Genomic DNA, 20,038 nt, shown 5'->3' on the forward strand with positions numbered 1-20,038 from the left:
GACCGCCGGTGCCCCAGTAACCTGGGGCGATGCTCAAGGAAGTCATCGCGACCCGCTACATCGCGCCCCTGCGCGAGGGCGGATCGCTGCCGGGACTCGTCGAGGCCGACGACTTCGGGACGTACGTCATGAAGTTCACCGGCGCCGGACAGGGCCGCAAGACGCTGGTCGCCGAGGTGATCTGCGGCGAACTCGCCCGCCGGCTCGGTCTCAGGGTGCCCGGCCTGGTGACGATCGCCCTCGACGCGGTACTGGGCCTGGGCGAGCCGGAGCAGCAGGTGCAGGACCTGCTGCGCTCCAGCGGCGGCACCAACCTCGGCATGGACTTCCTGTCCGGCGCCCTCGGCTTCGACCCGCTCGCATTCGAGGTGAGCGGCGAGGAAGCCGGCCGGATCGTCTGGTTCGACGCGCTGGTGGGCAACGTCGACCGCTCCTGGCGCAACCCCAACCTCCTGATCCGGCAGGGCGACCTGTGGCTCATCGACCACGGCGCCACCATGATCTGGCACCACAACTGGCCCGGCGCCGACGCCTCCGCCGCCCGTCCCTACGACGCCTCCGACCACGCCCTGGCCCGCTTCGGCCCCCATGTCGCGGGCGCCGCCGCCCAGCTCGCACCCCGGGTCACCGAGGAGCTGCTGGCCGAGGTCACCGCTCAGGTCCCGGACGCCTGGCTCGACGGCGAACCCGGCTTCGACACCCCGGACGACCTCAGACGGGCCTACGCACGGCCGCTGCTGGCCCGGGCCGCCGCCGTCCACGAGCGCGTCACCGGAATCGAGGAGAGCAAGTGAGCGAGCGCCACATCCACATGGCCGGCTCCGTGGTCGAGCGGCACATCATCCGGGGCGGCCAGGGCGGCGACCGCGACGTGTACGAGTACGCCCTGCTGCGGGTCGTGCCCCGCGTGGAGCGCGGCGAGTGCATCAACGCCGGCGTCCTCGTCTACTGCCGGGCGCAGGCCTACGTCGGCGCCCGCACCCATCTCGACGAGGCGCGGCTGCTTGCCCTCGACCCGGCCGCGGACGTCGCCGGCATCCGGGCCGCGCTCGGCGCCGTCGAGCGGGTCTGCGGCGGGGGAGAGACGGCCGGACAGGCCGCGGGCGACGACGCCGGACGGCGCTTTCGCTGGCTGATCGCGCCGCGCTCCACGGTCGTGCAGCCCGGGCCGGTGCACACTGGGCTCACCGCCGATCCGGAGGCCGAGACGCAGCGGTTGCTCGACCTGCTGGTGAGGTAATGGATCACACCCGCGCCATGTGCCGTTGACACCGAGTGCCAGGCCTTCTAGCGTCACGTCTGCCGAAGGTACTAAGCGGTCGCTCACCCGAGCGGGTGTGATTCGGAACGGACCCGACCGGGTGTGATTCGAACGGACGTACTTTCCAGCGGGCGTACTTTCTCGAGGGCGAGGAGAAGCAGCAATGTCCACCACTGAGCAGCGGGTCGCGGTCGTCACCGGCGGAGCGCGCGGCATCGGTGCCGCCACCGCCGTACGGCTGGCAGCCGAGGGCCACGCGGTCGCCGTGATCGACCTCGACGAGGCAGCCTGCAAGGACACCGTGGAGAAGATCACCGCGGCGGGCGGCAGGGCCCTCGCGGTCGGCGCCGACGTGTCCGACGAGGCGCAGGTCGAGGCCGCCGTCGCGCGCGTGGCCGACGAACTCGGCGCACCGACGATCCTGGTCAACAACGCGGGCGTGCTGCGCGACAACCTGCTGTTCAAGATGAGTGCCTCCGACTGGGACACCGTCATGAACGTGCACCTGCGCGGCGCCTTCCTGATGACCAAGGCCTGCCAGAAGCACATGGTCGACGCCGGCTTCGGCCGCATCGTCAACCTGTCCTCCTCCTCGGCGCTCGGCAACCGCGGCCAGGTCAACTACTCGGCCGCCAAGGCCGGTCTGCAGGGCTTCACCAAGACCCTCGCCAAGGAACTCGGCAAGTTCGGCATCACCGCCAACGCCGTCGCCCCCGGCTTCATCGCCACCGAGATGACCAAGGCCACCGCCGAGCGGGTCGGCATGGGCTTCGAGGACTTCAAGGCCGCGGCCGCCACCCAGATCCCGGTGGCGCGGGTCGGCGAGCCGGACGACATCGCCAACGCCATCGCCTTCTTCACCGGCGAGGCGGCCGGATTCGTCTCCGGCCAGGTGCTGTACGTCGCCGGCGGACCGCTCGACTAGGAGAACTCCCAGCCATGACTGAACTGCCCGCACTCTCCGGCAAGGCCGCCCTCGTCACGGGCGCCAGCCGCGGCATCGGCTACGGCGTCGCCGAGGCGCTCGTCGCCCGCGGCGACCGCGTGGCCATCACCGGCCGCAACGAGGACGCGCTGAAGGAGGCCGTCGACAAGCTCGGCGCCGAGCGCGTCATCGCCATCCCCGGCAAGGCGCACGACCTCGACCACCAGAGCGAGGCCGTCGAGCGCACCATGGAGGCCTTCGGCCGCCTCGACTTCCTGGTCAACAACGCCGGTACCAACCCGGTGTTCGGCCCGATCGCCGACCTCGACCTGAACGTGGCCCGCAAGGTCTTCGAGACCAACGTGATCTCCGCGCTCGGCTTCGCCCAGAAGACCTGGCACGCCTGGCAGAAGGACAACGGCGGGGCGATCGTCAACATCGCCTCGGTCGCGGGCATCGCGCCCTCGCCTTTCATCGCCGCCTACGGCGTCAGCAAGGCCGCGCTGATCAACCTGACCCAGCAGCTGGCGCACGAGTTCGCGCCCAAGGTGCGGGTCAACGCGATCGCCCCGGCCGTCGTGAAGACCAAGTTCGCGCAGGCGCTGTACGAGGGCCGCGAGGAGGAGGCGGCCGCCTCCTACCCGCTCGGCCGGCTCGGCGTGCCCTCCGACATCGGCGGCGCCGCCGCGTTCCTCACCTCCGAGCAGTCCGACTGGGTCACCGGTCAGACGCTCGTCGTCGACGGCGGGATCTTCCTGAACGCCGGCGTCGGCTGAAACGAGCCGTTAGGCCGTAACGATCAGGTACCCGAGGGCGCCGTTTCCTTGACGGAAACGGCGCCCTTGTCATGGCACAAGGGCGGCACAGCCGGATGACAACGTCGTCATAAACAACCTGATCAAGGGCCTTGTACAAAGCGGGTTCAACCCCCGGTTCGCTGCGGTATGGTCTGCCGACCCTTGGTACGGCAGATCGAGGAGCGAGCGCGTGTTCAACCGGAACCGAGGCCTCTGGCAGGTGGCTGCCGTGGCGTCCGTGTCGTCGCTGGTGGCCGGATGCGGCATCCTCTCGTCGGACTCGTCCGGCGGCAAGGGGCCCATCGTCGTCGGCACGACCAGCGCCCCCAGCACACTGGACCCCGCCGCCTCCTGGGACCAGTCGTGGGAACTCTTCCGCAACATCTACCAGACGCTTTTGAGCTACCCCTCCGGGGCGACCACGCCCCAGCCGGACGCGGCCGACACCTGCCGCTTCTCCGACAGCTCCAACAGGACGTACACCTGCGAGCTGCGCTCGGGCCTGAAATTCTCCGACGGGCACACGCTGGACGCCCACGCGGTCAAGTACTCGATCGACCGGATCCGGAAGATCAACGTCAACGGCGGCCCCGCCGGTCTGCTCGGCAGCCTCGAGCGAGTACAGGTGACGGGTGACCGGGAGGTCGTCTTCCACCTCAACAAGCCCGACGCGACGTTCCCGTTCGTGCTCGCGACACCGGCCATGTCGATCGTCGACCCCGAGGAGTACCCGGCCGACTCCCTGCGCAAGGACGACAGGATCTACGGCTCCGGGCCATACACGCTCCAGGCCTACGACGACGGCAAGAAGGCCGAACTCGCCCGGAACGGCAACTACAAGGGCAACGCCCAGCTCGAGAACGACGCGGTGACCATCCGCTACTTCCAGGACTCGGCCACCATGGTCTCCGCGCTGAAGGACAAGGACATCGACGTCGCCTTCCGGGGCATGAACGCCGACGACATCGTCAACCTCCAGAAGCACAACTCCGACGGCTCCCTCCAGATCAACGAGGGCGCCGGCGTCGAGATCAACTACCTGGTGTTCAACCCGAAGGACTCATGGGCCGCCAAGCCCGCGGTACGCAAGGCGGTCGCCCAGATCATCGACCGCGGGGCGATCGCGCACAAGGTCTACAAGGACACCGTGGAGCCGCTGTACTCCATGGTCCCGAAGGGCCTGACCGCGCACACCACCGACTACTTCGACGACTTCGGCAGCCCGAGCGTCACCAAGGCCCGCAGATTCCTCACCGACGCGGGCATCACCCAGCGCGTCCCGCTCACCCTCTGGTACACCACCGACCGCTACGGCTCCTCCACCAAGCTGGAGTTCGCGGAGATCAAACGTCAGCTGGAGTCCTCCGGGCTGTTCACGATCACGCTCAAGAGCCGTCCCTGGAAGACCTATGTGGCGGGCTACCAGAAGGGCGAGTACCCGGTGTTCGGGCGCGGCTGGTTCCCCGACTTCCCGGACCCCGACAACTTCATAGCGCCGTTCGTCGGCAAGCAGAACGCGCTGGGTACGCCGTATCCCGCCCCCGAGATCACCGGGGTGCTGCTGCCCCGCTCGCGTGGCGAGAGCGACCGCGCCAACGTGGTCTCCGACTTCGAGCAGGCCCAGCAGATCATCGTCAACGACGCCCGGCTGCTGCCCATTTGGCAGGGCAAGCAGTACGTGGCGGCCAGCGACGACATCTCCGGCGCGGAGCAGTCGCTGGACCCGTCGACGATCATGCTGATGTGGGAGCTGCACCGCAAGACCAGCTGGTAGACCGTGCGATGCGCGGAGGCGAGGCCGTTGTCAGTGGTCGCCTGTAGGTTCTGAGACCTGAAGTGACCGCACGACATAAGGACGTTGACGTGACCGACATCGCCATGCTGCCCGAGTCCTGGCGCGGGGTCCTGGGCGACGAGCTGCAGCAGCCCTACTTCAAGGAGCTGACGGAGTTCGTCGAGGAGGAGCGGGCGCAGGGTCCCGTCTACCCTCCGCGCGAGGAGGTCTTCGCCGCGCTGGACGCCACGCCGTACGACGGGGTGAAGGTCCTGATCCTCGGCCAGGACCCGTACCACGGCGAGGGCCAGGGCCACGGTCTGTGCTTCTCCGTCCGCCCCGGTGTGAAGACCCCGCCCTCCCTGCGCAACATCTACAAGGAGATGAAGGAGGAGCTCGGCACACCGATCCCGGACAACGGCTATCTGATGCCGTGGGCCCGGCAGGGCGTGCTGCTGCTCAACGCGGTGCTGACGGTCCGCGCCGGCGAGGCCAACTCGCACAAGGGCAAGGGCTGGGAGAAGTTCACCGACGCGGTGATCCGGGCGGTCGCCGAGCGCCCCGACCCCGCGGTCTTCGTGCTGTGGGGCAACTACGCGCAGAAGAAGCTCCCGCTGATCGACGAGACCCGGCACGTGGTGGTCAAGGGCGCGCACCCCTCCCCGCTGTCCGCGAAGAAGTTCTTCGGCTCCCGCCCGTTCACGCAGATCAACGAGGCGGTCGCGCGCCAGGGCCACCAGCCGATCGACTGGACGATCCCCAACCTCGGCTGAGTGGGCCGAGAACACCGCCGGGCCGGTCCTCCCGAAACCGGCCCGGTGTCGCCTGACCGGGAATGCCGCGGGCTGCGGCTAGCGTCGACCGGGACAGGCGAGCAGCCGGTGAGTGTCGGTGAATGTCGGTGAGTGTGCGGAGGACGCGGTGGCCCAGGGACAGGAGCAGACGGCGCCGGATGCCGTGATGACGCGGATCGGGCAGGTCGTCATGCTCCATCACGCCGGTGACCGCGAGGAGGCCCGGCACCGCTTCCTGCAGCTGTGGACGGAGATCGGCGAGGACGGCGATCCGCTGCACCGCTGCACCCTCGCCCACTACATGGCCGACACCCAGGACGACCCGGCGGACGAACTCACCTGGGACCTACGGGCGTTGACGGCCGCTGAGGAACTCACCGGCGACCGCCCCGCCGAGCACGAGGATGCGCTCGCGGTGCGTGCGCTCTACCCCTCGCTCCATCTGAACCTGGCAGCCGACTACGTCCGACTCGGCCACCGTGCCGCGGCCCGCACCCACGTACGCCGCGCCCGCGGCGCAGCGGGCGCACTCGCGGACGACACCTACGGCGACGGGATGCGAGCAGCCATCGCCCGGATGGAACTGCGCCTGGCCGACGAGGACCCGACCACGGAGGGGGGCGGCTGGGGACCGCCACGACAGCGGCCCTAGCTCGTTCGGCCAGGACCCCACTCCCTCAACGCCCGTAAGTCTGCTCGCAGATGGCCGCCTCAGGGCTGTCGGCCCGCCACCCCCCGTACTGTCTGCCGAGGGCGCAGAGGCCCGTTCCGTTGGTCAGGTCCGGGATGTCGACGTGTGGCTGACGGTGCGGCTCCGTCGTCGGGTGCGTCGTAGGAGGGCGGGGGTGTCTGCTCGGCGCGGGTGCGGGCTCTCGTGCGGTCGGGGCCGAAGCCTTCGGCGGCGGCGACGGGCGATGGCGTTGCGGTGTCTTGGGCTTCGGGCGCCGGGACGGTCCGATCATCTCCAGCGCCTCGCGGGCCGGTGCCTGCACGATCTGTGGCTCGGTGTCACCGCGCGGGTGGGGCGGGGCGGCGGTGGGCCGGGGCCCGGGTGGTTGCTGGACGGTCACACAGCCTGTGAGGGCCGAGACGGCCACGGTGACCAGGAGCGTTGCGGTGGTCGTCGTTCGTTGCACGCGCGCAACGATGACGGGTCCGGCGGCCCGGAGGACAGCGGACGGGCGGAGGATGCCCCGCACGGGTGATCTCCCGCCCCGTACGGGGGCGGTGCGCGCGGCGCGGGTGACGTCAGTCGCCGGTGGCGCCGTCGATGCGTTCGCGCAGCAGATCGGCGTGGCCGTTGTGGCGCGCGTACTCCTCGATCATGTGGGTGTAGATCCAGCGCAGGTTGAAGCGCTCGCCGGTGCGCCGGTGCTTGCCCGCGGACAGGTCGTCCAGGGCGAAGCGGGCGGCATGGCCGCGCGCGGCCTCGATCTCGGCCTGCCAGGTGGCGTGGGCCTTTGCCCAGGTGTCCGCGTCGGTGAGCCGGAAGTCGCCGTCCGGGTCGTCGTCGCTGTAGTAGATGGGCCCGGCCTGCTCGTCCGGCTCGTTCGCCAGGACCCGGCGGAACCAGCTGCGCTCCACCTCGGCCATGTGCCGCACCAGACCCATGAGGGAGAGGGTGGAGGGCTCCACGGAACAGGTCCGCAGCTGTTCGTCGCTCAGGCCCTCGCACTTCCAGGCCAGGGTCTGCCGGTGATACTCGAGCCAGCCCTCCAGCATGGTGCGTTCGTCGGCGGTGGTGGCGGGTTCACGGCGCTCGGTGGTCATGCCCGCATCCTGTCCCGTGCGCCGATCCCGTACCAGTCGATTTCACAGCCGGAGGTCCTCGCAGCACTCCCTCCGGCTCACTTCCCGAGCATCCCGTCCAGCAGCTCCTGCAGGCCGGCCCGCACCTCGCCCAGGCTCGGCACCTGAGCGCTGAACGACCCCGCCACGCAGGAGAACATCAGGCCGTCCGCCCAGGCCACGAGGGACAGGGCGTGCCGGGCCGGGTCGGTCGAGCCCATGGCCGTGACCATGCCGGTGAGCTGATCGCGGAAGCGGGCGCCGGCCGCGTCGAAGTGCGCGCGCAGCTCGGGCCGGCGGGTGGCCTCCAGGGCCAGTTCGTAGCGGGCGAGCGTCAGTTCGCGGTTGCGGGTCAGGGCGCGGTGGGTGGCGAGGGCCAGCGCGTCCACCAGGCCGGCGAGCCCGGCCGCCGGGTCCGGCATCTCGTGCAGCGCCAGCACCCGCGCCTCACGGTCGGCCAGCCGCCGCACCGCCAGCTCCAGCAGTGACTGCCGCGTTCGCGCGAGGTTCGACGTGGAGCCCTGGGGGAGCCCGGCCGCCTCGTCGACCGCCCGGTGCGTCAGTCCGCGCATCCCGCGCTCGGCGAGCAGGGCGAGCGCGGTGTCCGCGACGAGGTCGGCGCGTGAGGCGCTCGGGGTGCCCACAGGGACGGAGGTCGACATGCAGACCAACCTACCTGGGGCACTACAGCTGTAGTACAGTCGGCGCATGCGCGCACTACACCTGTAGTGATGCGCGGGCCGTACAGAAGGAGGAGTCATGGCACACCCCGGAAGGGCCGTCGTGATCGGCGGCGGCATAGGCGGCCTGACCGCGGCCGCGGCCCTGCACCAGCGCGGCATGCGGGTCACCGTGCTGGAGCGTGCCGACTCCCTGGAGCCGGTCGGCGCCGGGATCTCGCTCACCCCCAACGCCCTGCGCGCCCTGGACGTCATCGGCGTCGGCGACGAGATCCGGGACCTCGCCGCCTGGCAGGGCGACGCGGGACTGCGCACCCCGGGCGGGCGCTGGCTCTCCCGCTCCAGCGCCGACGCGTCCGCCGAGCGCTTCGGCGGACCGCTCGTGCTGCTGCACCGGGCCACCCTCGTCACCAGCCTCGCCGCCCGGATCCCGCAGGGCGCCGTCCGCACCGCGGCCGCGGCCACCCTCACCGACCCCGGCGACGCCGACCGGCCGGCCCGGGTGAGCACGCCCGACGGCGAGTGGGAGGCCGAACTCGTCGTGGCGGCCGACGGCATCCACTCCGCCGTACGCCGCACCCTCTTCCCGCACCACCCCGGCCCCATCTACTCCGGCTTCACCACCTGGCGGATCGTCGTCCCGCTGCCCGGCGTCGAGTTCGCCCCCCACGAGACCTGGGGCAGCGGCTGCCTGTGGGGCACGCAGCCGCTCAAGGACGGCCGGATCTACGCCTACGCGGCCGCCGTCGCCCCGGCCGGTGAGCGTGCTCCGGACGACGAGAAGGCGGAACTGCTGCGCCGCTTCGGCGACTGGCACGACCCGATCCCCGCCGTCCTCGCCGCGACCGGCCCCGAGGGCGTCCTGCGCCACGACGTCCACCACCTCGACGAGCCGCTGCCCGCCTACCACAGCGGTCGGGTGGCCCTGCTCGGCGACGCCGCGCACGCCATGCCGCCGATGCTCGGACAGGGCGGCAACCAGGCCGTCGAGGACGCGATCGTCCTCGCCCACCACCACGACGACCTCGCCGCCTACAGCGCCGCCCGGCTGCCCCGTACGACCGCGATCGCACGGCAATCGGTCCGGGCCGCCCGCCTCAACCTGATGTCCGGTCGCGCCCGGACCGCCGTCCGCGACACCGCGATCGTCGTGCTGTCCAAGGCGGTTCCCGGGCTCCTGCTGCGCAGCTTCGACTCCGTGGCCGGCTGGCGCCCGCCGCAGCAGCCGTATGCTTCCGGCAGCACACCGGCAGGCAAGCGCTAGAGGAGACCACCCCGTGAAGGTCGGCTGCATCGGACTCGGCGACATCGCGCAGAAGGCCTATCTCCCGGTGCTCGGGGCCCTGCCCGGAATCGAACTGCATCTGCAGACCCGGACGCCGGCCACCCTCGACCGCGTCGGTGACGGCCTGCACCTCCCGGTGGACCACCGGCACGCCACCCTGGACGCGCTGCTCGCCCAGGACCTGGACGCCGCCTTCGTGCACGCGCCCACCGCCGTGCACCCGCAGATCGTGACCCGGCTCCTGGAGGCGGGCGTGCCGACGTACGTCGACAAGCCGCTCGCCTACGAACTCGCCGACTCCGAGCGGCTGGTGGCCCTCGCAGAGGAGCGCGACGTCTCGCTCGCCGTCGGCTTCAACCGGCGCCACGCACCCGGCTACGCGCAGTGCGCCGACCATCCGCGCGAGCTGATCCTCATGCAGAAGAACCGGATCGGGCTGCCGGAGGAGCCGCGCACGATGGTCCTCGACGACTTCATCCACGTCGTGGACACGCTGCGCTTCCTGGTCCCCGGGCCGGTCGACGACGTGACCGTGCGCGCCCGCGTCGAGGACGGGCTGCTGCACCACATCGTGCTGCAGCTGTCCGGCGACGGGTTCACCGCGCTGGGCGTGATGAACCGGCTCAGCGGTTCGACCGAGGAGATCCTCGAGGTGTCGGGACAGGACACCAAGCGTCAGGTGCTCAACCTCGCCGAGGTGATCGACCACAAGGGCCAGCCCACCGTGCGCCGGCGCGGCGACTGGGTGCCCGTGGCCCGGCAGCGCGGCATCGAACAGGCCGTGCTGGCCTTCCTCGACGCCGTGCGCGCGGGCAAGGTGCTCAGCGCCCGTGACGCACTGGCGACTCATGAGCTGTGCGAGCGCGTGGTACGCGCGGTGGTGGACCGGGCCGCCTGAGCCGCACGGTCCGTACGCCCTCGCTGACGCTCCACACGGCGAGGACGAGCAGCGAGACCTGCACCGGCCAGTCGCCGTAGCGGACGTACGGGGTGGTGCCGTGCGCCAGCGGGATGTCGTACAGCCGCGAGCTGCTCGCACCCGTGCCGAGCCAGGAGCCGATCCGCTGCCCGCTCGGCCCGTACACCGCCGAGACGCCGGTCAACGTCGCGTGCACCATGGGGCGTCCGGTCTCCGCGGCGCGCAGCGCGGCGAGCGAGGCGTGCTGCTCGGGGGCCCAGCTGTGCTGGAACGACGACGTCGACGACTGGGCTATGAGGACGTCCGCGCCGTCCTCCGCGAGATGGCGGCTCATGTCCGGGAACGCCGACTCGAAGCACACCATCGGCCCGATGCTCAGCCCGTGCCCGACGTCCATCACGACCTGCTCGGTGCCGCGCCTGCGGTCCTCGCCGGCCGCCTTGCCGACCGAGGTCGCCCAGCCGAGCACCGAGCGGAAGGGGACGTACTCACCGAACGGCACCAGCCGCATCTTGTCGTAGCGGTCGCCGGTCGGACCGTCGGGGCCGACCAGCACCGAACTCTTGTAGATACCGGGCCTGTCGGAGCGCCGGGCGTCCACGTTGACCAGGATGTCGGCCCCCGTCGCGCGGGCCAGCGACGCGATCCGCCGCGCGAGGTCCGGGCGGTCGCCGAGGTCGTACCCGACGCTGCTCTCGCCCCAGACGATCAAGTCGACGTCGCGTCCCACGAGTTGCCGGGTCAGCCGTTCCTCGCGGTCGAAGCGCCGGTCGCTGCTCGCGGCACCGTCGACGACGCCCGGCTGCACGACGGCGATCCGCGTCCGGCCGTCGACGTCCGGGCGCGGCGACCACACCCAGGCCGCCGAGGTCGCGGCGGCCGTCGCGACGAGGCCCGCCACCGCCGGGACCCTCGACTCACGCACCGACACCAGTACGGCTACCGAGACGTTGACGGCCACCACCAGGAAGCTCAGCAGCCACACCCCGCCGACCGAGGCGAGCCGCAGCGCGGGTTCCACCTGCCACTGACTGGAGCCGAGCATGCCCCAGGGACCGCCAAGGCCCTGCCAGGACCGCACCAGCTCGACCAGCAGCCAGCCCGACGGCAGGACGGCGAGGGCGGCGAGTCCGCGCCCCGGGCCGGGCGCTCCGCCCAGAAAGCGCCGCACGAGCCAGCCCCACGGCGCCCACAGTGCGCCCAGGAGCACGGCGATGAGGAAGATGAACACGTGCAGGCTCGGCAGCAGCCAGTGGTGCACCGCCAGCAGATAGCCGAAACCGCCGCTCCAGCCGTCGTAGGCGGCCCGTTTCCCGGTCGGTGCCGAACGGATCAGCACGATCCAGGGGACCAGCGCGACATACGCGAACCACCACAGCGACGGGGCGGGAAAGGCCAGCACGGGCAGGGCGCCGGCCAGCGCGGCGAGCGCGGAGCGGCGCCACGGCGAGGCGAGCCAGTGACCGAAGGACTTCATGGAGAGCCTCCCTACCCGCCAGGAGCTCCAGTGTGCGTGTTTTCGCTGATCGTGGACAGAGCCACCGGTGATCAGTCGGTCACATGCGCGGCGTGCGGCTCGGGCAGGCGCCGCCACTTCTCCTCCACGACCACGTCGGTGAGCCGCCAGCCGTCGTGAGTCCGCAGCAGCCCGAAGGCATAGCGGCCGCCGCACACGAAGTCGGGAGCAGCCGCTTCGGCGCCGTCGGCGGTGAACCGCATCGGATTGACGTAGTCGGCCCGCACGCGCGCGATGTCGCCGGTGTCCTGGTCCAGGGTCTCGAACCGCACCCGGCGGTTGACGATCAGATGCTGGCGCATCGGGAAGAGGCGCAGGTTCTCGGCGAGCCAGGCGGCGACCTCGCGGGCGCTCGCCTCGATGCCGCCGGCCGAGCGGTAGTCCGCCCGCCCGTCGGGCGTGAACAGCCGCTGGTACGCCTCCCAGTCGCCGTCGTCCACGGCCGCCGCGTAGTCGGTGACGACTTCGTCGACGGCCAGCCGGTCCATCACGGTCGCAAGCTCCACGCGCTGGGTCATCGGCCAAGTGTTGGGCATGGGGCGTGTTGGGCCAAGGGGTGTACGGCAACAACCCAACTTCCGTGTCCGCGCCCGCCGTTCGCAGGCCACCCCGCCCGGGCGCCGACGGGCGCTTCCTATACTGGCCGGATGATCACCACGCCGCTCAGCGCGCTCGAAGTGGCCATGGTGCAGTCGGGCGCCCCGGCCGTGGACACGCTCCGGGACACCACCGCGTTCGCCCGGCGCATCGAGGAACTCGGTTACCGGCGGCTCTGGTACGCCGAGCACCACCACTCGCCGGCCATCGGAGCGTTTCCGCCCGTGGTCCTGAGCGCGCACGCGGCCGCGTCGACGTCGTCCCTGCGGGTGGGCTCCGGTGGCGTCCTCGCTCCGAACCACGCCCCGATCATGCTGGCGGAGCAGTTCGGCACCCTGGCCGCACTGCACCCGGACCGGATCGACCTGGGCGTCGGAAGGGGCCCGGGCACCTTCGACGAGCCGACGGCACGGGCCCTGCGACGGGGCGCAGGACCGACGACGGACGAGGAGTACAAGAGCGACGTCTCGGCGATCCTGCGCTTCCTGGTGGACGAGGTCGCGCTCGGCACGCTCCCCGAGCCGTGGCTGCTGGCGTCCAGCACGGCCGGTGCGGGGCTCGCCGCGGAACTCGGCCTGCCGATCGCCTTCGCCCATCACATCCGCCCCGACAACACGCTCGCCGGACTCGCCCACTACCGCGAGCACTTCGTCCCCTCGCGCTGGTGCGAGCGTCCCCGTGTGCTGATCTGCGTGGAGACGGTGTGCGCCGAGACGCAGAAGGAGGCGGCCTGGCTCGCGGGCCCGATGGACGTGGTCAAGGCCGGACTGCTGCAGGGGCGGGGAGACTTCCCCTTCCCCACGCCGCAGCAGGCGGCGACCCACACCTTCACCGAGCAGGAGGCGCAGGCGCTGGCGGCCTTCCGCGCGCAGCAGGCGCTCGGCACCCCCGACACGGTCGCCGGGCGGCTGGCGGAATTGGTGGAAGCGACCGGGGCGGACGAACTGATGCTGGTGACGCCGGTCCACGCCCTGGCCGACCGCCTGCGTTCCTACGAACTCGTGCGGAAGGCGGTCACGCCGCCTCGATGACGTCGGCGCGGATCGCGGCCGCCCACTCGACCACCAACAGCTCGTACTCCGCGCGTTCTTGGGCCGACAGGGTGCCGCCCGCGCGCATCCACAGGGCGCGGATCTGCTCGTTCACCTCGGCGGCCGACCGTAAGCGTACGGAACCAGGGGTCATGGAGTCGGGGGACATGGCACAAGCCTAGGGGGAAGACCTGACAGCGCGCTACCGGACGGCTACCCAGACCGTATGTCATGGGTCACGGATTTCGCCGTCCCCACCCGGCGGAACCCTGAACTCGCCCTTGTCGCAAGGCCGTTGAGCCTGGTCAGGCCGCCGACGGTCCCGAGACCGTCCAGCCCTCGGCCTGCGGGTGGGCCGTCAGATCCTCGTGGCGCACCGCCTCGCCGCAGGCCCCGCAGGTGACCACGGGGACGAGTTCGGTGCCGCAGATGTGCTCGATGACCATGGGGCGGTCGTCCTGCGTGCGCAGATGACGGTCGCCCCACTCCATGAGGGTCATCAGGACCGGTTCCAGGTCGAGTCCCGCCTGCGTGGGCCGGTACTCGAAGCGCTGGGGCCGCTCGCTGTAGACGCGCTTGGCGAGGATCCCGGCGTCGACGAGGCGGCGCAGCCGGGTGGCCAGGATGTCGCGCGGGGCGCCGATGTTGCGCACCAGCTGGTCGAAGCGGCCGTTGCCCAGGCACACCTCCCGCAGGACGAGCAGCGAGTACTTCTCGCCGACCAGCGCGAGCGTGTCGGCGATGGAGCAGGGGCGCGGATCTTTCGGGGCGGCCATGAGGCCCAGTCTAGGGGAGGGTTTGTTTTTCCAACTCGCAGAGCTATGGTGAGTTTGGATTTCCTACTCACTGGTAGTCCGGCAGTGGTCCGGTCACTGCTCCTCATGGAGGCCCGCACATGCGTGACGCCGTCGTCGTCGAAGCCGTACGCACCCCGATCGGCAAGGGCAAGCCGGGTGGCGCCCTCGCCCACGTCCATCCCGTCGAGCTCCTCGCCCACACCCTGCGCGCCCTCGTCGAACGCTCCGGTGTCGACCCCGCGCTGATCGACGACGTCATCGGCGGCACCGTCGACCAGGTCGGCGAGCAGGCCATGAACACCACCCGCTACGCCGCCCTGTCGGCGGGCTTCCCCGAGACCGTCCCGGCGACCACCGTGGACCGCCAGTGCGGCTCCTCCCAGCAGGCCGTGCACTTCGCCGCGCAGGGCGTCATGGCGGGCGCGTACGACATCGTCGTGGCGTGCGGCGTGGAGTCCATGAGCCGGGTGCCGATGTGGTCGAACGTGCCGGAGGGCAAGGACCCCTTCGGCCCCGGCGTCGCCGCGCGCTACCCCGAGGGCCTGGTCCCGCAGGGCATCAGCGCCGAACTCATCGCCGCCAAGTGGTCCATCTCCCGCGAGCAGATGGACTCCTTCGCCGTCTCCTCGCACCACAAGGCCGCCGCTGCCTGGCAGCAGGGCCTGTTCGACGCCGAGGTCGCGCCCCTGGAGGGCGTCACACGCGACGAGTGCGTCCGGCCGGGCAGCACCACCGAGATCCTCGCCGGCCTCCGGCCCGCCTACCACGACCCCGGCTTCGCCGAGCGCTTCCCGCAGATCGAGTGGAACGTCACCGCGGGCAACGCGAGCCCCATCAACGACGGCGCCTCCGCGGTGCTCATCATGGCCGGCGAGACCGCGGCCCGCCTCGGGCTGCGCCCGCTCGCGCGGCTGCACAGCTTCGCCGTCACCGGCAGCGACCCGCTGCTGATGCTCACGGGAGTCGTACCGGCGACCGAGAAGGTGCTGCGCAGGGCGGGTCTGTCGCTCGACGACATCGACCTGTTCGAGGTCAACGAGGCGTTCTCCAGCGTCGTGCTGACCTGGCAGCAGGAGACGGGCGCCGACCTCGACAAGGTCAACGTGCACGGCGGTGCCATCGCCCTCGGCCACCCGCTCGGCGCCAGCGGCGCCCGACTGACGACCACCCTCGTGCACGCCATGCGCGCGCGTGGCGCGCGTTACGCCCTGCAGACGATGTGCGAGGCGGGCGGCCTGGCCAACGCGATGATCCTGGAAGCCGCGTGACGGCCTAGCGACTTCTGAGGTGGTGCCGCTTGCGCCAGGCCACCACGGCGGCCACCAGCGCCGGTACGGCGATGCACGCCATGGCGATCAGGAAGGCGGGCGACGTCGGCGCGGAGGCACGGGCGCCGGCCACGGCGTAGGCGGCGGTGTTCGGAACGGAGCCGAGCGCCGTCGCGAGCAGGAAGGGCAGCCAGCCCATACGGGAGACCGCGGCACCGTAGTTCGCGGCCCAGAACGGCACCCCCGGGAAGAGCCGGACCGCCATCATCGAGCGGAAGCCGTGCCGGCTCAGCTGCCCGTCCGCGGCGTTCAGCAGTCTGCCCCGCAGCAGCGGGCGCAGCGCGTCCTGGCCGAGCACGCGGCCGAGGCCGAAGGCGATCCCGGCGCCCAGGACCGTGCCCGCCAGCGCCGCCCCGGTACCGAGCTGGGAGCCGAAGAGCGCACCCGCCCCGAGGTTCAGCAGCGGCCGCGGCACGAAGGCCACGGTGCACAGGCCGTACGCCACCGCGAAGACCACGGTCGCCGCGGCCCCGCCGAGCTGCGGCGGCCAGCCGTGCGCCAGCAGCTTCTGCGGCTCGTAGATCAGCACGGCGCTCGCGGCGGCGGCGAGCAGCAGGACGAGCAGCGACAGCCGTGACCAGGGCGAGTGCAGCACGCGCGTGCAGCGCGCATTCAGGCCCGCGGGCACGGGCGCGGGCACGGGCCCGGGCGCGGCGACGGCGAGTTGTGTGGTGGCGGCCGGGGGAGAGGCCGTGGCGGTGCCCCCAGAGCGGTTGGTGGCATCGAGCACTTGACCCCCTAGAAAACACCGACTTCGAGGCATCATAGTCAGATGCCCCGGAAGGAGGCCGCGCGTGCTGGAGATCCCGCAACGGCCCTGCCTGTACACGAGACTCTCATACGCTCCGGACGGTTCCCTGGAGAAGTGCGAGCACCAGGAGGAACGCGGCCGCGAGGCGGGAGCCCGTCTGACCTGGCCGGACTTCTGCTGCGTCTACGTCGACAACTCCCGTTCCGCGTGGCGGCGTGACAGGAAACGCCCCGACTGGGACAGGATGTTGCTCACACTCGACCGCGACAGCGGCAAGCTGATCCCCGGCGATCCCAAGGCGGATCACCACCACGACGGGATCATGACCTACCACGGTGACCGGCTCATCCGGCAGCCGTACGACCTCGAGCTGCTCCTCAACATCGCCGACACCCGGCACATCCCGCTCGCCTCCGTTAGCGGCGTCCGCGACCTGTCCAGCCCCGACGACCGCTTCGTCCTGCGCATCGAGGCCGCGCAGGCCTGCCGCGAGGTCGACAACCTCTCCCGCCGCCGCAAAGAGGGCTACACGCGCATGGTCACCCGGCACGGCAAGAGCCAGCAGGGCGGCCACCGGCCGTACGGGTGGGGCGCGCCGACGGGCAAGACCCGCACGGTCGTCGACCGTGAGACGGGAGGGCAGACCGAAGTGCCCATCCTCGACTTCAACCTGCCCGTCCCTGAAGAGACGGAGCACCTGGCGAAGGTGGCCCGGCGCATGCTGGCCGGCCTGTCCGTGAACGGCGGCCTCGCCTACATGAACTCGGTGTCGACGACGACCCAGGGCGGACGGTGGACGTCGAAGGTGCTGTGGAACGTGCTCACGGCGCCGCGCATCGCCGGGATGATGGAACGCGACGGGGTGCTGTACGAGGCCAGCTGGGACGCCGTCATCACGAACGAGGAACGCGAGGCCCTCATCGCGCTGCGGGCGCAAAAGCGCAAGGAGAAGCCGAACCCCGGCCCGGCGCGCAAGTACCTGCTGACCGGCGCCATCACCTGCGGGCGGTGCGGCTGTGCGGAGTGGCGGACCAAGCCGATCCGCAAGTCGGATCCGCGGCGCGTGTACGACTGCTCGAAGTGCCACATGTCGCGCAACGCCGAGCATCTGGACGCCTACGTCACCGGCCGCGTGCTGCGGCTGCTGAGCTCGCCGCGGCTGCTCGCCGAGCTGCACGCCGCGGCCACGGACGGGGCACCGGACATCGCCGCGCAGATCACGGCGCTGGAGGCGCGCAAGGCGCACACGGTGCAGCAGCTCCAGGACCTCGCCGACCATCCGGACGTCGACGCGGGCCTGGCGATGCTGTCGCTGGCCAGCTTCGACAAGAAGATCCGCGAGCTGCGGCAGAAGCTGGCGACGACCGCGCGGCAGCGGCTGCTGACGCGCATGGCCGGGATCAGCCGTCAGGCGTGGGAGGCGGAGCCGGTTGACGTGCGGCATGACGTGATCGCGGCGCTGTACAGCATCGAGGTCCTCGACGCGGGCCGCAGTGGCCCCGGCTTCAATCCGGCCAGTGTGAAGCTGCACCGGATGTCGCTCGGGGCCACGTCGGAGGGCAGCTCACAGCCCGAGGCACAGCTTCAGCTCGACGAGCGTGCGGACGTCGACGCATAGCCGCGGCGGAGCGCCCGGACCGATCGTCGGAGGAGGCGGCGCCGAGGTCGGGGGAGGGCCTGCGGTCGGCGGCGCGGTGGTCGCCGGTGGGCTGGAACCCGGCGGCTGCCCGGGGCTGCTGGCTGTCGGGCCGCCCGGCGGTGGCTCGCCGCCCGGCCCGGTGCCCGGCGGGGTGGGCGGCTGCTGGGCGATGGGCCCGCTCGAGGACATCGCCGCATCACCTCCTTCGTCGGAGCCCGATCCTGCGGAGGGGCCCCTGGCTGACGGTGACGGCGCGTTCGTCGTCCCTGTCTGGGTGGGTTCCGGCGAGACGCTTGCTGTGCCGCTGGGTCCTGGCGACGTGATGGCCGGCGGCGCTCCGTGGCCTCGGTGGGGTGGCGGCGGCCCGCCTCCCAGGGCCAGGAGCGCGGCGGTGGTGCAGACGGCCGCCACCGTGGCGGCTCCGACGGCCGCAGTGGCGCCTGGATGATGGCGCCCGAGGTGGCGCAGCCTGGCCGCGGCTGCCGCAAGGCCGCCCACGTACAGGGTGAGGTGCCGTTTCCGCCTGACCGGTTCGCTCGCCGGTCCTGCCAGATCTAACAGGGTCGGTCCTGGGTGGAGTCCAATCTGATGAAGGATTCTTTCGCTGTCGCGCTCGACGCGTAGCACCATGAGCTGCCGGCTGAGTTGACTCAGCCGCCGGAAGAGCAGCGCCACGACAAGAGCAATTGCGCCGAGTGCGCCCGCAATGATGGGAAGCATCCCCACCCCCGTCGAGCAGCACACGGTTGACTTGAATGCGTCGTACAGGTGATGAGAATGCGACAGAAATAGACTCCGTCAGACGCATAAATGCCGATCGTGACGGAGTCGTGATGAAGCGTTAGGTATGGGCTTACTACGCGCTACGGCCCGGGAACTGACGGGCTCTCGGCTCTTCGTCGGGAGCTTCTTCCTCGTCGCCCTGCGCCTCGATCTTCGCGGCCAGCGTGCGCAACAGGAGCGCCTTCTCCTGTGCGGTCCGGGGCCGTTCGTCGAGTGCGTTCAGGATCACCCGCTGCTGCCATTCCTCGAGCTCCGCGAACGGGGCCGCCTCCTGGCGTTCCTGCGCGGCCGGCGCCTTCGACCGCTCGAGTTCCCGCAGGATCAGCACGGCGTCTTCGCGGCCGGTCTCGGCGAGCCGGTCCGCGCTGATGCCGAGTGTCCAGCAGATGTGGGCGAGGGTCGTCGGTGGGGCGATGACCTGGGTGTCGCTGTCTTTCCGCCAGCCGCGCTCGATCTGGCGCCAGCGGCTGCCTGAGAATTTGATGTCCATGCGCGCCGCCGCGACCTCCGGACTCAGTCCGGCTGCCTCCCTTACGAGGCGGATGAGCGTCGCCTCCGGCGGTGGGGGTGTCGCCGGTGCTCCCATGATCGGGAACCTCTCCTCTGTATACGGGGATGTTGGACTGTCTTGGACTGTATCGAACCTTGACGGAGGGCCCGCTAGGGCTCCTCACACAATCTCCACACTTCGAGGCGCAACCGGTACAACCCCGAGAGCTCATGTCAAAGAAAGTCAGAGCTACTGACCGGTAGGGGTTGTACTGTCAGATACCTCCTCTTACTGTTCTGCACATGAGAACGCGAACCGAACCAGACCGAGTGCGCCTCAGGCGCAAGCGGATCGAGGCGGGGATGAACCAGACCCAGCTCGCCGAGCGCGCCGGGGTCAGCAAGCAGCTCGTGTCGATGGTCGAGAAGGGCAAAGCGAACTTCTCGCCCGCCAACCTCGGCAAGATCGCCACAGCACTCGGCTGCACGATCGCCGACCTGCTGCCCGACGAGGGCCCGTCGACCCCCGGCACCGAGAGCGCTGCCTGATGGCGCGGGCGCGCATCTGCCGCACAGCCGACGAAGCCTTCGAGGCCGGCTGGAACGAGCCCTGCGACCACGGCCGAGCAAACCCCGCCGACTGCCCCACCTGCGGGCTCACCGACGTGGAGATCACCCGGCTGACGGTCCTGCTCTCCGGCCTCGCCCCATCGGCGGCGGCCGCGCCCGCGGCGGCCTGATGCGCGCCCTGATCGACGTCGTCTGCCGCTGGATCTGCGAGGCCTGCGGGCACCGCAACCCAGTGCTCCGGATGGCGTGCCGGCGGTGCCGCACCCCGCGGCCACTCGGCTCCTGAACGCACTGAGGGCCCGCCGGTAGCCGCC

General features: G+C 71.1%; 22 protein-coding genes. 14 read left to right on the forward strand and 8 right to left on the reverse strand.

The window, feature by feature from the left end; genetic code table 11:
- Positions 1-29 precede the first annotated feature (29 nt).
- From JYK17_RS18005 to JYK17_RS18035, 7 genes are all read left to right on the forward strand, one after another.
- Positions 30-794: a HipA family kinase gene (locus tag JYK17_RS18005; protein ID WP_108010027.1), complete on the forward strand. Its 765-nt coding sequence runs from the start codon at positions 30-32 to the stop codon at positions 792-794.
- Positions 791-1,240, forward strand: a complete 450-nt coding sequence (locus tag JYK17_RS18010; RefSeq protein WP_128803654.1) for a DUF3037 domain-containing protein — start codon at positions 791-793, stop codon at positions 1,238-1,240. The genes JYK17_RS18005 and JYK17_RS18010 overlap by 4 nt, the downstream gene beginning before the upstream one ends.
- Positions 1,241-1,424: 184 nt before the next feature.
- Complete coding sequence (fabG, locus tag JYK17_RS18015) at positions 1,425-2,186, forward strand: 3-oxoacyl-ACP reductase FabG (RefSeq protein WP_108010023.1); 762 nt, start codon at positions 1,425-1,427, stop codon at positions 2,184-2,186.
- 14 nt (positions 2,187-2,200) lie between these two features.
- A complete protein-coding gene (locus JYK17_RS18020) occupies positions 2,201-2,962 on the forward strand; it encodes an SDR family oxidoreductase (protein ID WP_128803655.1) in 762 nt (253 codons plus the stop codon).
- A gap of 211 nt (positions 2,963-3,173) precedes the next feature.
- Positions 3,174-4,757 carry an ABC transporter substrate-binding protein gene (locus tag JYK17_RS18025; protein ID WP_108010019.1) on the forward strand — a complete coding sequence of 528 codons (1,584 nt, stop codon included), beginning with the start codon at positions 3,174-3,176 and terminating at the stop codon, positions 4,755-4,757.
- Between the two features lie 89 nt (positions 4,758-4,846).
- On the forward strand, positions 4,847-5,530 hold the full coding sequence (locus tag JYK17_RS18030) for a uracil-DNA glycosylase (RefSeq protein ID WP_108010017.1): 684 nt from the start codon (positions 4,847-4,849) through the stop codon (positions 5,528-5,530).
- Between the two features lie 148 nt (positions 5,531-5,678).
- Positions 5,679-6,203, forward strand: coding sequence for a hypothetical protein (locus JYK17_RS18035; protein WP_108010194.1), 525 nt, complete (start codon positions 5,679-5,681; stop codon positions 6,201-6,203).
- Between the two features lie 596 nt (positions 6,204-6,799).
- Here the strand turns inward: JYK17_RS18035 and JYK17_RS18040 are convergent.
- The gene (locus JYK17_RS18040; protein WP_108010015.1) at positions 6,800-7,321 is read right to left on the reverse strand and encodes a DinB family protein; all 522 of its coding nucleotides are present in this window, start codon (positions 7,319-7,321) and stop codon (positions 6,800-6,802) included.
- 77 nt (positions 7,322-7,398) lie between these two features.
- The gene (locus JYK17_RS18045) at positions 7,399-8,001 is read right to left on the reverse strand and encodes a TetR/AcrR family transcriptional regulator (protein ID WP_108010013.1); all 603 of its coding nucleotides are present in this window, start codon (positions 7,999-8,001) and stop codon (positions 7,399-7,401) included.
- A 97-nt stretch (positions 8,002-8,098) separates the two neighbouring features.
- On the opposite strand from JYK17_RS18045, the gene JYK17_RS18050 reads away from it, so the two are divergent.
- Both JYK17_RS18050 and JYK17_RS18055 read left to right on the forward strand, forming a co-directional pair.
- Positions 8,099-9,283 carry an FAD-dependent monooxygenase gene (locus tag JYK17_RS18050; protein ID WP_222810783.1) on the forward strand — a complete coding sequence of 395 codons (1,185 nt, stop codon included), beginning with the start codon at positions 8,099-8,101 and terminating at the stop codon, positions 9,281-9,283.
- A 13-nt stretch (positions 9,284-9,296) separates the two neighbouring features.
- The gene (locus JYK17_RS18055; RefSeq protein ID WP_222810784.1) at positions 9,297-10,202 is read left to right on the forward strand and encodes a Gfo/Idh/MocA family protein; all 906 of its coding nucleotides are present in this window, start codon (positions 9,297-9,299) and stop codon (positions 10,200-10,202) included.
- Here the strand turns inward: JYK17_RS18055 and lnt are convergent.
- Both lnt and JYK17_RS18065 read right to left on the reverse strand, forming a co-directional pair.
- Positions 10,126-11,700, reverse strand: a complete 1,575-nt coding sequence (lnt, locus tag JYK17_RS18060) for an apolipoprotein N-acyltransferase (protein WP_222810785.1) — start codon at positions 11,698-11,700, stop codon at positions 10,126-10,128. The genes JYK17_RS18055 and lnt overlap by 77 nt on opposite strands.
- 71 nt (positions 11,701-11,771) lie before the next feature.
- Positions 11,772-12,257 carry a nuclear transport factor 2 family protein gene (locus tag JYK17_RS18065; protein WP_108010005.1) on the reverse strand — a complete coding sequence of 162 codons (486 nt, stop codon included), beginning with the start codon at positions 12,255-12,257 and terminating at the stop codon, positions 11,772-11,774.
- 129 nt (positions 12,258-12,386) lie between these two features.
- Between JYK17_RS18065 and JYK17_RS18070 the strand changes: the two genes are divergently transcribed.
- Positions 12,387-13,367: an LLM class flavin-dependent oxidoreductase gene (locus JYK17_RS18070; RefSeq protein ID WP_222810786.1), complete on the forward strand. Its 981-nt coding sequence runs from the start codon at positions 12,387-12,389 to the stop codon at positions 13,365-13,367.
- Here JYK17_RS18070 and JYK17_RS18075 read toward each other — a convergent pair.
- Positions 13,351-13,536, reverse strand: a complete 186-nt coding sequence (locus JYK17_RS18075; protein WP_108010001.1) for a hypothetical protein — start codon at positions 13,534-13,536, stop codon at positions 13,351-13,353. The two genes, JYK17_RS18070 and JYK17_RS18075, sit on opposite strands and share 17 nt — an antisense overlap.
- A 136-nt stretch (positions 13,537-13,672) precedes the next feature.
- Positions 13,673-14,143: a winged helix-turn-helix transcriptional regulator gene (locus JYK17_RS18080; RefSeq protein WP_108009999.1), complete on the reverse strand. Its 471-nt coding sequence runs from the start codon at positions 14,141-14,143 to the stop codon at positions 13,673-13,675.
- Positions 14,144-14,262: 119 nt separating this feature from the next.
- On the opposite strand from JYK17_RS18080, the gene JYK17_RS18085 reads away from it, so the two are divergent.
- Entirely contained in the window at positions 14,263-15,432 is a 1,170-nt protein-coding gene (locus JYK17_RS18085; RefSeq protein WP_108009997.1) for a thiolase family protein, read from the forward strand.
- A gap of 4 nt (positions 15,433-15,436) precedes the next feature.
- Here the strand turns inward: JYK17_RS18085 and JYK17_RS18090 are convergent, their stop codons facing one another.
- Positions 15,437-16,222, reverse strand: a complete 786-nt coding sequence (locus tag JYK17_RS18090; RefSeq protein WP_108009995.1) for a TVP38/TMEM64 family protein — start codon at positions 16,220-16,222, stop codon at positions 15,437-15,439.
- Between the two features lie 64 nt (positions 16,223-16,286).
- Between JYK17_RS18090 and JYK17_RS18095 the strand changes: the two genes are divergently transcribed.
- Positions 16,287-17,861 carry a recombinase family protein gene (locus tag JYK17_RS18095; protein WP_222810787.1) on the forward strand — a complete coding sequence of 525 codons (1,575 nt, stop codon included), beginning with the start codon at positions 16,287-16,289 and terminating at the stop codon, positions 17,859-17,861.
- 877 nt (positions 17,862-18,738) lie between these two features.
- On the opposite strand, the gene JYK17_RS18100 is transcribed toward JYK17_RS18095, so the two are convergent.
- A complete protein-coding gene (locus JYK17_RS18100) occupies positions 18,739-19,251 on the reverse strand; it encodes a helix-turn-helix domain-containing protein (RefSeq protein WP_128803663.1) in 513 nt (170 codons plus the stop codon).
- Between the two features lie 206 nt (positions 19,252-19,457).
- Between JYK17_RS18100 and JYK17_RS18105 the strand changes: the two genes are divergently transcribed.
- Positions 19,458-19,703 carry a helix-turn-helix domain-containing protein gene (locus tag JYK17_RS18105; RefSeq protein WP_128803664.1) on the forward strand — a complete coding sequence of 82 codons (246 nt, stop codon included), beginning with the start codon at positions 19,458-19,460 and terminating at the stop codon, positions 19,701-19,703.
- Positions 19,703-19,894 (forward strand): hypothetical protein, encoded by a 192-nt coding sequence (locus JYK17_RS18110; protein ID WP_128803665.1) that lies wholly within the window; start codon positions 19,703-19,705, stop codon positions 19,892-19,894. The genes JYK17_RS18105 and JYK17_RS18110 overlap by 1 nt, the downstream gene beginning before the upstream one ends.
- Positions 19,895-20,038 lie beyond the last annotated feature (144 nt).

Origin of the sequence: Streptomyces plumbidurans (genome assembly GCF_019857225.1) — a bacterium.
GTDB classification, from domain to species: Bacteria; Actinomycetota; Actinomycetes; order Streptomycetales; family Streptomycetaceae; genus Streptomyces; species Streptomyces plumbidurans.

Excerpts from the sequence above, each read along its gene's own strand:
- JYK17_RS18005 (WP_108010027.1), top strand. The coding sequence starts at position 30 with ATGCTCAAGGAAGTCATCGCGACCCGCTACATCGCGCCCCTGCGCGAG.
- fabG (WP_108010023.1), top strand. The coding sequence starts at position 1,425 with ATGTCCACCACTGAGCAGCGGGTCGCGGTCGTCACCGGCGGAGCGCGC.
- JYK17_RS18020 (WP_128803655.1), top strand. The coding sequence starts at position 2,201 with ATGACTGAACTGCCCGCACTCTCCGGCAAGGCCGCCCTCGTCACGGGC.
- JYK17_RS18040 (WP_108010015.1), bottom strand. The coding sequence starts at position 7,321 with ATGACCACCGAGCGCCGTGAACCCGCCACCACCGCCGACGAACGCACC.
- JYK17_RS18045 (WP_108010013.1), bottom strand. The coding sequence starts at position 8,001 with ATGTCGACCTCCGTCCCTGTGGGCACCCCGAGCGCCTCACGCGCCGAC.
- JYK17_RS18050 (WP_222810783.1), top strand. The coding sequence starts at position 8,099 with ATGGCACACCCCGGAAGGGCCGTCGTGATCGGCGGCGGCATAGGCGGC.
- lnt (WP_222810785.1), bottom strand. The coding sequence starts at position 11,700 with ATGAAGTCCTTCGGTCACTGGCTCGCCTCGCCGTGGCGCCGCTCCGCG.
- JYK17_RS18065 (WP_108010005.1), bottom strand. The coding sequence starts at position 12,257 with ATGACCCAGCGCGTGGAGCTTGCGACCGTGATGGACCGGCTGGCCGTC.
- JYK17_RS18070 (WP_222810786.1), top strand. The coding sequence starts at position 12,387 with ATGATCACCACGCCGCTCAGCGCGCTCGAAGTGGCCATGGTGCAGTCG.
- JYK17_RS18075 (WP_108010001.1), bottom strand. The coding sequence starts at position 13,536 with ATGTCCCCCGACTCCATGACCCCTGGTTCCGTACGCTTACGGTCGGCC.
- JYK17_RS18080 (WP_108009999.1), bottom strand. The coding sequence starts at position 14,143 with ATGGCCGCCCCGAAAGATCCGCGCCCCTGCTCCATCGCCGACACGCTC.
- JYK17_RS18085 (WP_108009997.1), top strand. The coding sequence starts at position 14,263 with ATGCGTGACGCCGTCGTCGTCGAAGCCGTACGCACCCCGATCGGCAAG.
- JYK17_RS18100 (WP_128803663.1), bottom strand. The coding sequence starts at position 19,251 with ATGGGAGCACCGGCGACACCCCCACCGCCGGAGGCGACGCTCATCCGC.
- JYK17_RS18105 (WP_128803664.1), top strand. The coding sequence starts at position 19,458 with ATGAGAACGCGAACCGAACCAGACCGAGTGCGCCTCAGGCGCAAGCGG.
- JYK17_RS18110 (WP_128803665.1), top strand. The coding sequence starts at position 19,703 with ATGGCGCGGGCGCGCATCTGCCGCACAGCCGACGAAGCCTTCGAGGCC.